Genomic DNA, 12,072 nt, shown 5'->3' with positions numbered 1-12,072 from the left:
TGTCATGGACAAGGTTCAAGTCGCTACCGCGCGGACTCGGCGATCGGAAGTGGTAAGTATCGGTCGAGCCGGGCGCGCGCGTGCCAAGGGGTCTTTCGTCGCGGATCAGCGCGGCGCCGTCGCGTTTGAGACGATGATCGTTTACCCGGTCTTGGTGGCGTTCCTGCTCATGCCGCTCGCCGACTTAGCCGCCGCGAGTTTCCAATTTATCTCCGCGAAGACGGCGTTGCGCTCCTTCGGGCAATATGTGCAGTACTATAATCCGCTCGGCCCCGACGGCACGGTGACCTGGAGGTCCGGGCTACAGACAACAGTCGCTGGTCATACGATCGGCAACCTGCAGGTCATATGCGGAGATGCAGGCGCTACCTGCTCGCCGAGCAATATTGCTTTTCCCAAGTACATTACATTTTCGACAACCGTCACCTTGCACCCGATTGTCTCGAGATCGGTGCTGTGTCCGACCACTTGTACGTACACGTTGGCTTACTCAGAACGCTTCCAGTAGGTGCTTCCATGCGCGGTCTGCTCCGTTCCCGACGAGGCTCAGCCGCATTCGCAACGGCCATCGCGCTCGTGCCGCTGATCGGAGTGGTCGCGCTCGGGGCCGAGGCCGGATCGTGGTACGTCACCCGCCAGCATGCGCAGAACGCCGCCGACTCGGCGGCCTACTCGGGTGCATTGCGGCTCTCATGCACGATCGCTGGCGCGACCTGCGACACGCAATCGGTGGACTATCGCGGCAAGGAATTTGCCGCACAGAATGGGTTCTGCAACTCGAATCCGAAGGACAATACGCCCTATCCCGGCGCCACGTGTGCGTCGGTTCTCCCGACCAGAGTCTCGCGGGCCGTTCAGATCGATATCGGCACCTACAATGCGGGCACATTCACAACGCCACCTGCAGGCACCGGCAACGCCGTTCGCGCCAGGGTCAGCCAGCAACAACCGGCCTACTTGTCGGCAGTGTTGGGTTTCTTGACCATCAACATCCCCACCCAAGCGATTGCGCTGGTCCAGCTGCCGACCAAGGTGTGCGCCTTGGCGCTTGGACCTGACTCAGGCGCGCTTAAGCTTGCTGGTAACCTCAGCAACAACGGAACTGGCTGCGCGCTGATGTCGGACACCAGTGTTCAACTTGCCAGCACGCCAACTTTCACCGGTTCGGGATGGGCGGTTTATGGTGCAAGTGGCTGCACCCCCTCAGGCTCCTGCAGCAGTGTTAGCGTGCCGCACAATTATTTTATGCCGTACGCTAACAATCCGCTCAGCAAACTGGACACCGAATCGTTCAACAGCAGGACTGGCAATACAAACCCGTCATGCCCCGTTCAGGCGGATGGGTGGAAGCATTGCGCGCCGAATAGCGCGGGGACTGGCGCTTACGGCAGTTTCACGGTGCAGAACGGGGACAAGTACGTTTTGGACCCGGGAACATATTTCTTCTACAAAGCGACCATAAAGGTCACCGGCGGACAACTGAAAGGCACAGGCGTAACCCTCGTATTGCTCGGTGACTCGCAGCTGACCATCAACGGGGGGACTGTTGATCTCTCCGCACCTGTTACGAACAGTTTTTCGTCTGATCTGAATGGCGTCTTGATTGATGATCAGGCTCCGAGCAAGACCAGCAACAAGGCCACTGTAAACGGGAATGGTCTAGTTAGCCTGGGCGGGGCCATGTACTTCCCCAAGGTCGACGTTAGCTGGAACGGAACGACTGCCAGTGCCAATACGACCTGCTCACAAGTGATTGCGAAAACGCTCGACATGAGCGGTGGCGGCTACCTGAGCACGCAAGGGTGTGACCCGGCCACCATCGTTTACACCCAAGTTGTCGCTTTGGTGCAATGATGAGAAAGCTCGACAATCGCGGCTTTGCGTCCTTCGAATTCATCCTCGTGTTCGTGCCGCTATTCACATTGATGTTCGTCATCATCGATCTCGGACGCTATGCCATCACGATGCAATCCTTACGGACGCTGGCGAGTGCCGGCGCACGGGCGGTCATGATTAGCTGCTACACGCCTGACGTGGTCCAAAGCCCGCCGCAGTCGCCGGCGGGCTGCACCGGAGATCCCCTGTCCACGACGGCTAAGCAGAACGCGGCGCCTTTCCTGTATTTCGGCCATCTCACGCCGACGTTGACCGTGGGGGCCAGCGGCAGCAGTTTGACTGTTACCGCTTCGCAAGCACGCTTTACCATGCTGATGCCGATATGGGGCACGTCACTCAATGCGCCGAGCGCGTCCACAAGTATTCCCTTCTAGCGCACTCCCGGCATCACCGATGAACACCCGATCAGCCCCTGGCGATGGCGTTACAATGATGCCGGATGCGAAGCCAAGACAAACGCCATCACCATCATGACAAGTGCCATCGTGACGGCGTCATTGGTGCAGGCCGTCGTAAATATGGCAGCATACCTTACGTGTATTGGCCAGCATCGCTGCGTGGCCGCGCCGGTCGAGTTGGCTAAGTGCGTGGCATGGAACTTTGCCAGAGCTGTGGAACTCCGCCAGAGCTATCTGCGCCTGGCCAAGCGAATCTCCAAGAGCGACTCGAGGCGTTCGACCGCGGGGCGACGACGGGAACTCGTACCCGAGCGGTTGTGCCGCGGGATTGTTCCGAACGGGCAGAGAGAATGATGCTCGCTGGCAACATTGGAAAGTTTTCTTTGCTGCCTGCGGCAATGCGGTAAGCGTCTCTTCTTGCAAGGAGGCTGCATGAGGGACGATGATCTCGGAAACACGAAGTAACGAATTGTAGTGGGACGGAATGTAAGCTCTGCGACGTGGTGCGCGGAGGAGAATTGTTGGGGACATCGAGCACGTAGATTTGCGGGGATAGCCGTGAACCTGCGGCGGGGGGACTCGAATGGGTGGCGCTGGCGTTTCGGGTAAAAGGGTAGGGAGGCTTCTCGCCACCGGTGTGATGGCTCTTGGCGCGGCGGTGGCCTTGTTTGGGTCCGCCGACCGCACGGAGGCTGCAGACCGGCGGGGTTCCTCCAGCGGCGTCTTCGTCAGCGAAATGAACGACGTCCAGCGGGTCAAGGTGGTCGTCAACAAGTCGCGCACCTTCAAGGTCGACACCGCTTTTGCGACGATTGTTGCGGGCTCGCCTGACATCGTCGACGTGAAGTCGCTGAGCGATCACCTGATCTATGTCCAGGGCAAGCAGACCGGCACCACCAACGTCATCCTGTTCGACAGTTCGATGAAGCAGATCGGGATCCTCGACGTCGAGGTCGTGATCGATACCGGCAATTTGCAGCAGAACATCCGGACCGGCACCGGCATGCAGGGTGTTCGCGTCTCCGCCTCCGAGGGCCAGGTGGTGCTCAGCGGAACCGCCGTCGACGCGGTTGCGGCCGAGCGGGCCATGGCAATCGCCACCAGCACCGTTGCCAAAGGAGGCACTGTCGTCAACGCGATGAGCGTCGCAGCGCCGCAGCAGGTGATGCTGGAGGTGCGCTTCCTTGAGGTCAGCCGGGAGGCCGGTCGAAACCTCGGGGTGAACCTTTCTGCGGCGAACGCCAACGGCACTAACATTGGTAATTCTGGGCTGGGTCGTGTGACCGCCGCCGGTCGAACACCGATCGGTGGTATCAACACCGCCAACGGTCCCCTCGGTGCGGGCGGGGGGCCTGTTGGTAGTGCCCCGACAGGCAGCCTTCCGGTACTCGGAACTCTGGGGACGCTGGCCGGTACTGCAGGCGGCATCGCGCCGGCTCCGTTCGGGAGCTTGTTGACCAGTTTGATTCGAACCAGCAACGGCGGCTCGGTGGACCTGCTGATCTCTGCATTGGAAACCAAGGGATTGGCACGCCGGCTGGCGGAGCCAAACTTGACTACGCTTTCCGGCGATGCCGCCCGCTTCCTCGCCGGCGGTGAGTTTCCAGTGCCGATACCGACCCAGACGGCGAACGGTTTTCCCACCATCACGATTGAATACAAAAAGTTCGGTGTTGAGCTCGCCTTCGTTCCTACCGTGCTCTCCCGCGGCGTGATCAACCTTCGGGTTGAGCCGTCGGTGAGTGAACTTGATTTCGCCAATGCGGTGACGATCCAGGGGACGACCGTTCCTGCACTGACCCGCCGCGACGCGCGAACCACGGTTGAGTTGCGCGATGGCCAGAGCTTTGCAATCGCCGGCCTGTTGCAGACCCGCAATCGCCAGGACGTTTCGCAATTGCCCTGGATCGGCTCGGTGCCAGTGATTGGAACCTTGTTCAGCAGCAAGTCGTACCAGCAGGAGGAAACGGACCTCGTCATCATCGTCACGCCGCGCCTGGTTGCGCCGGCGGCACCCGGTCAGCAGCTGGCGTCTCCGCTCGACTCCCGCCTTCCGGCCAATGACGTCGACTTCTTCCTCAATGGCCAGATGGAAGTCCGCAAGCGCTACGATGACTACGTCAATTCCGGTGGCGACGTGAAGGGCCCGTACGGCCACATCATCGCTCCTGAGCTCAGGACACCCGTTCCGCCCCCGGCCGCCGCTGCCAACCAGCCGGTCGTAAAGACCCTCAACTAGGAGCGAGAGATGACCAAGAGGTATCTGGTTCTGTTCGTGCCTTTGCTGCTCGGGGGATGTTACGGCCTCGCCGGTCATGACGAGGTGGACCGCTACTTCCAGCGTTCCAATACAATCACGATGACCGCCGGCGATGCCAAGGAGGTCAACGCGGTCACACATACGATCCATCCATGGCCACGAAACGTCGGTGACAGGAGGATCGCGTACGACGCTCGGCGCGTTGGCGCCGCCGTGACGCGTTATGGCAATACGCAACGGCCGGTCGATCAGCTTCCCGATATCGGGCCGGCGACGGAAGCGATGGGCCAGCGGCCCCCCGTTACCCAGAATGTCAACGTAACCGGAATGGGGGCTGGGTCGACGAGTGGAATATCGGTGCCGGTCGGCGGCGCGGCGAGCAAGTGAGCAGCCGAGGGGGCCATAGCTTTGAGTGATCTAACGAAGATATTTCAATGAGTGCGCTGGGCCAAACTGGGACGAGAGTTGTGCGGCGCATCATCTTAATGCTGACCTGCTGCTGCTTGGGGGCAGGCCTTGCGGGGTGTGACTACACACTGAGGGAGGCTGCGATCGTGGCTCCCGTGGATCCGCCGGGCGGGGACCCCGTGCAGGAACCGACCGACGTCAAATATTATCCGTCCGACGAGCCGGTGCGGCTGGGACTGGAGCATTACAACCGCGGCAGCTACGGGCTATCCCAGCGCTATTTCAAGGACGCTGTCGAGAAATCACCGAAGGACCTGACAGCCTGGATTGGGCTCGCGGCAAGCTATGACCGCCTGCGTCGTTTTGACCTGGCTGATCAAGCCTATGCCCAGGCGATTCGGCTGGGGGGCGAGACCGTTCAAATCCTGAATGATCAGGGTTATTCGTACATGCTGCGCGGCAATCTGAGTGCGGCGCGACGGAAGTTTGAGAAGGCTTATTCGCTCGATCCAGGCAACCCGGTTATCGCTAATAACCTCGAGCTTCTCAATGGTAGCCGTCGGTTCATCGAAAGGCCGCCGAATAATCAGCCATAGGTGGGCCGCCTCTCATTAATTGGGCCCGATCACAACATCGGCTTGACGGCTGCCGATGCGGGTAATGACGATGACGCCGTTGCGGATGGTAAATCTCGCGCCGAGTAGTTTGCGGACCTTCTCAGTGATGGGAGAAGGGAACGGGATCGTCTCTCCCGTGACGGGATCGCCGACCTTGATCGACTCAGTTGCGGAGCCCGCAACTGGGGCGGGCTTGATATAGTCGCGGATCAGCTGAACCTCTTCGCGCGATAGGACGAGAACAGCCTGGTCGGGGCGATTCTCGGCCGGCGGCTTGGGTGCTTCGGTGCCTGGCTTGTCACGGGCCTCATTGGCGCTTGCGATCTGATCGAGCCTGGCTACGCGTAGCTTGAGCGCGATAATTTCGCGTTGCAGTGTGGCGATCTCCGCCTTGAGCGCCGTGGCCTGCATCAAGACAATGGTCGCGCAAACGCAACTCACGATGACGAGAACGCTCAGCAACGCGAGCAGCCAGCGCTCGATGTTCCCCATCGACCCTCCGGTTGCCTCGGGGAGTTGATCGCGCTGGAGGTGCCCGCGCCAGTTGCGGCGTCCACGCTGTATCCAATTCGCAATGGCCGTCACACGTCCGGACTCCTCCTGCCCGGAACCGAAGTGCGTGGACGACAAGGCAGGGGCCCCCTGGGGCGGGTGAATTATGGGCGCACTGTTACCTTGATCGGTGCGTGGCTGCGGCTCTCGGTCCTCGGCGACGTGATCGTCCGCCAGGAGATGAGCGGGGGCGCGCGGATGAGTGCGGGAGGGATCATCATCCATCTGGTGATCAAGCCGGCCCGTATCCGTTCTCGATGGAGCCATCTATCAACTTCAGCGGTTGTTCCGCCTGGAGCATCAAATGGGGCGGTCGTTTTGCACGTTTGCGGGCCGACGCCGCCGGATCTGCAAATCATTCCAGCATAGACGTGGACGTAAACCGTGCCGATAAGCGAGCCCTATGTCAATTCAGGAAAAGGGCAGCAGCATCGAATCGGGATATCCGCAGAAGGTCTCAGTCGCGCCGGCCCCGGGCGCGCGGCCGCGCACGACGGTTCATTCTACGGACGCCCGACGTCGCCTCATAGAATGCAGCGGCAAATGCGACGCCCAGCGAGTCGATCGAGGCCTCGGAATAACTGTCAAAAACCAACCCGGACGTGGCCTCATCTTGAGGTTTGATCCGAGATTGGGAGAATCGGTCTCTGGTTCCGTTTCGCGTTCGCGAACCCGTGAGGAGACTTCATTCGTCCCGCGAAGACGAAACAAATGACATCGGATCGAAACCACTTTCCAGCAACCTCGAAGTCAGGGAAACACATTGCCGGCCTACTGTTTCCGATGCTTCTAACTCGGAGAGCCAGCAATGCGGTCTCACCAGAATTTAATCGCGCCAGTCATCATTCTGTGCTGCTCGGCTTTGAGCATCGCCACTCTTGTGATGATCGGAGCGTGGTGACTCCTTGGCTACACATACATGCGTGAAGAATTCACATCTCTTGCTTTTTTGGCGGTTACGCTCGTGGGCGTCGCTCTGCTCGGCTCCGGTCTGCTCGCACTGGTAATCGTGGGGTAGAGCGCGACGTGCTTATGCTTGAGACCCGTCGGATTTCAGTTGCTTGAGTGCGGCACCGTTATCGGTGGCCCGGGCCAAGCTCGGATAAATCGCGGCGCTCATTGTAGCGGTTCGACATTCGTCGTCATGGCGCGACTTGCCGGAGCGTTACGGTCCCCGCACCACTCGTTACTTCGTTCGGTGGCGGCGAGCTGGCGTCTGGGACCGGATCATGGATGCACCGGTCGCCGGTTGTGACGCGGCGGTACAAAGGATCGACACAAGTTCTTCCGCACCCGCATGAAGCGCCAGAGTTCGACCAGAAAATCCATCATCAGAACTGGTCTCTCATCGTTTCCGGCGCTGGCCCCGGCGTGCGCGCAAATCCAATAGCTCGCGGCGTCGGGCTCGCGCTTCAACCGCAGGAGGTCTCCGCCGCGCGGCCGCATGACGAGGCCAGTCGGCAAAATTGTACCGTAAAAGAGAAGGCCCATAACGATTGGGTTGGCGATCCTGTGCGGGAGCAAGCCAAGTTTCGTCCAGAAACGGTTTAGCGGCTGCAACAAAGCCGGACTGCTCCAGGGGACGACGGCGGCCAGAGCCCATGGCCACAGCCGCTCGTGATGCCAGCCGTTCGGGAGGTTTAAGAAAGCGAGCGCCCGGGCATCACCAAGCCGAAAGTTCGATTCGAACCCGGACTCGGTGTCGCGGACGAACTTTCGCGGATTGCTTGCGGCATCGTAGCTGGCCAAGCGTCCATGGACAATCCAAGCTGCCCCATCAGGTGTCTGGGACTGGGGGCGCTGTCCGTTTGCCCCCTCCCTTTGAGCATCAGGAATCTATTGATCGAAAGCAATCACAGTTCCAAAGTCGATGCACCTATTGAGTCATTTGGAGTTCATTTAGGAGATTTTCAATGAAGCCATGGTTTCGCCTCCTCAGACAGGGGGCGTTGCTCCTCATCACCTGGGGCGCGATTTTCGAGGTCGGGCTGCGGCTGCAACAGTATTTTGGGCCCCTGTTCGATTTGGAGATGGCGAGTGTCAATCTGAACTGGGAGTCCAACGTCCTGAACCATAAGCCGGCTCCGGAAAGCCAGAACCTCTGCATTTACGGCGACCTGACTGGCTTCAGCTACCAGAGGCACTATGACGAGAACGGTGTCAGGGTGATCGACGACAAGGCTCTACTTGAGGGGTGTAGGAAGCCGCTTTCGGTCTTGTTTCTCGGCGATTCCTTCATGGAAGGCTATGATGACGAGAACACGCTCCCGTATCACGTTGCAAAATATATCAAGAAGGAACGCGGGGTCTGTCTGAAGACGCACAATGCTGGATATACGTCCTATTCTCCGGCGATCTTCGTGCCCCAGGCGAAGAAGCTGTTGCCTATTGTGCATCCCGATTACATCGTTGTGGACGTGGACGAGACAGATCTCTACGACGACTTCGCACGATATCGTAAGTTGATTGTCCGCAACGAGCGCGGACAGAATGTTGGCGTCAAGGCTTCACCCATCGGACATGCATGCAGCGTCGGGCTGATGGAGGCTCGCGAGCATCCACTGTATCTGATGCGGTTCGCGGCGAAAGGTTGGCTCTCCTTCGTACATATGCCGGCGGTGATCAAGAAAAACCGACCGGATGACCTCATCCTCTTTGGCTATTCGCAGGACCACGGCGCCGATCTCGAACGGAAATATGCAGAACCGCTCTCGACTTTCCAGCGGAACCTGCAGGAGCTGGCTGACATCCTGAAGGATTACACCGAGGACGGGAGCCGGGTGCTCTTCATCTTTCATCCTCATCTCGAGCACTTGAAGCCCGACGCCGAAGGGCACGTCTGGAACGATCTCGTCAGCTCTACTGTCGAGAAGATGTGTATCGACAATGGCTTTCTTTTCTTCAATGCCACTGAGCCGTTGAGGCGGCGGTTCGGGTCGCGGCCCGAGGAGTTCTATTGGCCGGGCGATATGCATTTTAGCTTTGAGGGGTTGGAAGAATATTCCACTGCAGTCGCAGCTTTCATGGCCTCGGATATGTTCAAGCGAAGGACCAGTGCGCTTGATAATGGCGACCAATCTCAGACCTCCACAGGGCTCGGCGTACGCTCTGCGGACCAACTGCAATGAAAAGTCCCGGCTCGAAATTCTGTCTGCAGCGGCGCGTTCACGGCGACTTCCATTCAATCGACGTCGAACTTGACGCCCTGGGCGAGCGGCAGCGTGCGACCATAATTGACCGTGTTGGTGGCGCGGCGCATATAGGCCTTCCAGGCATCCGAGCCGGATTCACGTCCGCCGCCGGTTTCCTTCTCGCCGCCGAATGCGCCGCCGATCTCGGCGCCCGAAGGGCCGATGTTCACGTTGGCGATGCCGCAATCGGAGCCGCGCGCCGACAGGAAGGCTTCGGCCTCGCGCAGATCGTTGGTGAAAATCGACGATGACAGGCCTTGCGGAACGGCATTGTGCAATTCAATCACGGCATCGAAGTCGCGGTACTTGATGACATAGAGGATCGGCGCAAAGGTCTCGCGCTCGACCGAGCCGGTCTGTCCGCCGATCTCGACCAGCGCAGGGCGGACATAGAAAGCCGCTTCTGCGCCCACAACATTGACGCGATCGCCGCCGACAATGCCCGCACCCGCGGCCTTGGCTTCGCCGAGGGCTCGCTGCATCGCTTCGTAGGCAAGACCGTCAATGAGGGGGCCGACCAGGTTGCCGGCGAGGGGATTGCCGACCGAAACGGACGCATAAACCTTCTTCAGACGCGGCACGAAGCTGTCATAGACGCTCTCGTGAACGAACAGGCGTCGCAGCGTGGTGCAGCGCTGGCCTGCCGTGCCCATGGCCGCAAAGGCAACGCCGCGCAGCGTCAGGTCGAGATCGGCCGTCGGCGTTACGATCGCCGCGTTGTTGCCGCCGAGCTCCAGAATGGCGCGGGCGAAGCGTTGCGCGAGCTTCGGAGCGACGGCGCGTCCCATGGCGGTCGAACCGGTTGCCGAGACCACGGGGACCCTGGTGTTGTTGACGAGGGCCTCACCGATCTCGCGCCCTCCTATCAGCACGGCGGATAGTCCGTCGGGGGCCGACCCGCCTTCGGCTTTGAAGCGCCTCAGGGCGCGTCCGAACAGCGCGTCGGTCGCCAAGGCGGTGAGGGGCGTTTTTTCCGACGGTTTCCAGACGATGCTGTTGCCGCAGACCAGTGCCAGCGCGGCATTCCACGACCAGACTGCAACCGGGAAATTGAACGCCGAGATGATTCCGGTGACGCCGAGCGGATGCCACGTCTCCGCCATGCGGTGCTCGTGTCGTTCGGTGGCGATCGTCAAGCCGTAGAGCTGGCGGGAGAGCCCGACGGCGTAATCGCAGATGTCGATCATCTCCTGGACTTCGCCAAGGCCTTCGGACTCGATCTTGCCAGCCTCGATGGAAACCAGCCTTCCGAGCGTACGCTTGTTGCTGCGCAGCTCTTCGCCAAGCAGCCGCACCAGTTCGCCGCGTTTGGGAGCAGGGACCAGACGCCATTGGAGGAAGGCCGCGTGAGCCTTTTCGATGGCTGCGGTCGCACTGTTGGTATCGACCTGCCTGACCTGCGCCACGGTTTCGCCGTTGATCGGGGTTTTCGAGACCAGCGTGCCACCGGTGTAGCTGGCGGGCTCGACGCCGAGCTCAACCAGAAGCGCGTCGACCTCGGCCTTGAGCGAGGGGTTTTTGGCATGAGCGGATTGTTTGTCTGACATGAGGGACTCTTTCCGACGGCTCGCGTTGATTTCAGAGGAGTTGGCTGTCAGCGATTGTCTTGAGATACGTCATGACCGTTCTCCGGCAGCGCGGGCCTTGAAGGCGATCGCCAACCTCATAGAGGACAATGGCCCGGCATTTTCAAACGATAGAAGTTCAATAAGTCATTCTGAGGCTGAATGACCAGGGGGCGAAATCCAAAATCGCTCGCAGGTGAGTGCAAGCCAGCAGGCCTGACGCTGTCAGGCGGCGACCTTCAGCGGTCTGGTGCCGTTTCCAGGAGAAGCCATTCCCGGAAGGCAACAAGTGGCGGGTGGGATGCCCGGTCGGTCGGCCAGACCAGATAGTAGGCCTCGGCGCTTTTCATCGGCAGGTCGAGGGCGCGCACCAGCTTGCCGGCACTCAACTCCTCCTCGATGAGAAATTCGGGAAGCAGCGCGATGCCGAGCCCGGAGATCGCCGCCTGCGATGCGGTGGCGAACTGATCCAGCAGCATGCCGTGGACAGCATGGGCGTCCACGCCGTGGAGCGTGAGCCATTGCTCCCATGCGTCCGGGCGCGTCGTCAAATGCAGGAGAGGGGCCTTCCGGAGATCGCTTGCTTCCTTGAAATCATATTGCCTTCGCAGTTCTGGGCTGCAGGCGGGGATCACGGTCTCCGACCGCAGCAACGCCAGTTCACCCCCTTGCCATTCCGGGCGCCCGAAATGGATCGCCGCGTCGACGGGCTCAAGCCTGAAGTCGAAGCTCGACAACCGCGTGATCAGGTTGATGGTGATGCCGGGATTACCCGCAAGGAATTTGGGCAGCCGCGGCGCCAGCCATCGTGTGCCAAAGGTTGGAAGGATTGCGAGAGTCAGCGTGCCGCCGAACGGATTGGCGCGCAGATTGAGCGAAGCCGTGCTGATTTTGCGCAGCGCGTCGCGGATCTCGCGGGCATAGGCGTCGCCACCCACGGTCAGGCGGATGGTCTGCCGCTCGCGATGAAAAAGCTCGACCTCGAGCTGCTCCTCCAGCGCCTTGACCTGGCGGCTCACCGCGCTCTGCGTCAGCGACAGCTCCCTGGCCGCGGCCGTGATGCTCCCGGTCCGCGCTGCCGCTTCAAAGGCGGTTAACAGAGGCAGTGAGGGTAGGAAGCGGCGGGGGCCTTGCACGTCATTCTCCAGCCGAATGAGGTCTTGACCAAACATGACTTGGCCCGCC

11 protein-coding genes and 1 pseudogene are annotated in these 12,072 nt (G+C 60.4%); 8 read left to right on the top strand and 4 right to left on the bottom strand.

All coding sequences use genetic code 11. The features are described from left to right. The first annotated feature begins 4 nt into the window (after positions 1-4). The 6 genes from A3M7_RS0139310 to A3M7_RS0139285 all read left to right on the top strand — a co-directional run bounded on the left by A3M7_RS0139310 (position 5) and on the right by A3M7_RS0139285 (position 5,558). On the top strand, positions 5-508 hold the full coding sequence (locus A3M7_RS0139310) for a hypothetical protein (RefSeq protein WP_049823975.1): 504 nt from the start codon (positions 5-7) through the stop codon (positions 506-508). A gap of 8 nt (positions 509-516) precedes the next feature. Further along, positions 517-1,854, top strand: a complete 1,338-nt coding sequence (locus A3M7_RS0139305; protein WP_027548789.1) for a TadE/TadG family type IV pilus assembly protein — start codon at positions 517-519, stop codon at positions 1,852-1,854. Next, a complete protein-coding gene (locus A3M7_RS0139300; protein WP_027548788.1) occupies positions 1,851-2,270 on the top strand; it encodes a TadE family protein in 420 nt (139 codons plus the stop codon). Before A3M7_RS0139305 ends, A3M7_RS0139300 begins: the two co-directional genes overlap by 4 nt. A 607-nt stretch (positions 2,271-2,877) precedes the next feature. Beyond that, complete coding sequence (locus A3M7_RS0139295) at positions 2,878-4,533, top strand: type II and III secretion system protein family protein (RefSeq protein ID WP_027548787.1); 1,656 nt, start codon at positions 2,878-2,880, stop codon at positions 4,531-4,533. A 9-nt stretch (positions 4,534-4,542) separates the two neighbouring features. Beyond that, positions 4,543-4,941, top strand: coding sequence for a hypothetical protein (locus A3M7_RS0139290; RefSeq protein WP_027548786.1), 399 nt, complete (start codon positions 4,543-4,545; stop codon positions 4,939-4,941). Between the two features lie 167 nt (positions 4,942-5,108). Beyond that, on the top strand, positions 5,109-5,558 hold the full coding sequence (locus A3M7_RS0139285; RefSeq protein ID WP_245284427.1) for a tetratricopeptide repeat protein: 450 nt from the start codon (positions 5,109-5,111) through the stop codon (positions 5,556-5,558). 15 nt (positions 5,559-5,573) lie between these two features. On the opposite strand, the gene A3M7_RS0139280 is transcribed toward A3M7_RS0139285, so the two are convergent. After that, complete coding sequence (locus A3M7_RS0139280) at positions 5,574-6,071, bottom strand: hypothetical protein (RefSeq protein ID WP_245284426.1); 498 nt, start codon at positions 6,069-6,071, stop codon at positions 5,574-5,576. A 1,199-nt stretch (positions 6,072-7,270) separates the two neighbouring features. On the opposite strand from A3M7_RS0139280, the pseudogene A3M7_RS50955 reads away from it, so the two are divergent. Then, positions 7,271-7,417, top strand: a pseudogene (locus tag A3M7_RS50955) (IS5/IS1182 family transposase); the annotation flags it as partial. Here the strand turns inward: A3M7_RS50955 and A3M7_RS45670 are convergent. Next, a complete protein-coding gene (locus tag A3M7_RS45670) occupies positions 7,359-7,880 on the bottom strand; it encodes a hypothetical protein (RefSeq protein WP_049823974.1) in 522 nt (173 codons plus the stop codon). The pseudogene A3M7_RS50955 and the gene A3M7_RS45670 sit on opposite strands and share 59 nt — an antisense overlap. Before the next feature lie 164 nt (positions 7,881-8,044). On the opposite strand from A3M7_RS45670, the gene A3M7_RS0139270 reads away from it, so the two are divergent. Next, complete coding sequence (locus A3M7_RS0139270; protein WP_027548783.1) at positions 8,045-9,259, top strand: SGNH/GDSL hydrolase family protein; 1,215 nt, start codon at positions 8,045-8,047, stop codon at positions 9,257-9,259. 53 nt (positions 9,260-9,312) lie between these two features. Here the strand turns inward: A3M7_RS0139270 and A3M7_RS0139265 are convergent, their stop codons facing one another. Then, on the bottom strand, positions 9,313-10,869 hold the full coding sequence (locus A3M7_RS0139265) for an aldehyde dehydrogenase family protein (RefSeq protein ID WP_027548782.1): 1,557 nt from the start codon (positions 10,867-10,869) through the stop codon (positions 9,313-9,315). Positions 10,870-11,126: 257 nt separating this feature from the next. Then, positions 11,127-12,059 (bottom strand): LysR family transcriptional regulator, encoded by a 933-nt coding sequence (locus tag A3M7_RS0139260; RefSeq protein ID WP_198033902.1) that lies wholly within the window; start codon positions 12,057-12,059, stop codon positions 11,127-11,129. Positions 12,060-12,072 lie beyond the last annotated feature (13 nt).

The sequence above is a fragment of the Bradyrhizobium sp. WSM2254 genome (genome assembly GCF_000472645.1).
Classification (GTDB): domain Bacteria; phylum Pseudomonadota; class Alphaproteobacteria; order Rhizobiales; family Xanthobacteraceae; genus Bradyrhizobium; species Bradyrhizobium niftali.
The sequence above is the reverse complement of the archived record's forward strand: the minus strand, read 5'-3'. Positions and strand labels throughout refer to the sequence as shown.

Excerpts from the sequence above, each read along its gene's own strand:
- A3M7_RS0139310 (WP_049823975.1), top strand. The coding sequence starts at position 5 with ATGGACAAGGTTCAAGTCGCTACCGCGCGGACTCGGCGATCGGAAGTG.
- A3M7_RS0139305 (WP_027548789.1), top strand. The coding sequence starts at position 517 with ATGCGCGGTCTGCTCCGTTCCCGACGAGGCTCAGCCGCATTCGCAACG.
- A3M7_RS0139300 (WP_027548788.1), top strand. The coding sequence starts at position 1,851 with ATGATGAGAAAGCTCGACAATCGCGGCTTTGCGTCCTTCGAATTCATC.
- A3M7_RS0139295 (WP_027548787.1), top strand. The coding sequence starts at position 2,878 with ATGGGTGGCGCTGGCGTTTCGGGTAAAAGGGTAGGGAGGCTTCTCGCC.
- A3M7_RS0139290 (WP_027548786.1), top strand. The coding sequence starts at position 4,543 with ATGACCAAGAGGTATCTGGTTCTGTTCGTGCCTTTGCTGCTCGGGGGA.
- A3M7_RS0139280 (WP_245284426.1), bottom strand. The coding sequence starts at position 6,071 with ATGGGGAACATCGAGCGCTGGCTGCTCGCGTTGCTGAGCGTTCTCGTC.
- A3M7_RS0139270 (WP_027548783.1), top strand. The coding sequence starts at position 8,045 with ATGAAGCCATGGTTTCGCCTCCTCAGACAGGGGGCGTTGCTCCTCATC.
- A3M7_RS0139265 (WP_027548782.1), bottom strand. The coding sequence starts at position 10,869 with ATGTCAGACAAACAATCCGCTCATGCCAAAAACCCCTCGCTCAAGGCC.
- A3M7_RS0139260 (WP_198033902.1), bottom strand. The coding sequence starts at position 12,059 with ATGTTTGGTCAAGACCTCATTCGGCTGGAGAATGACGTGCAAGGCCCC.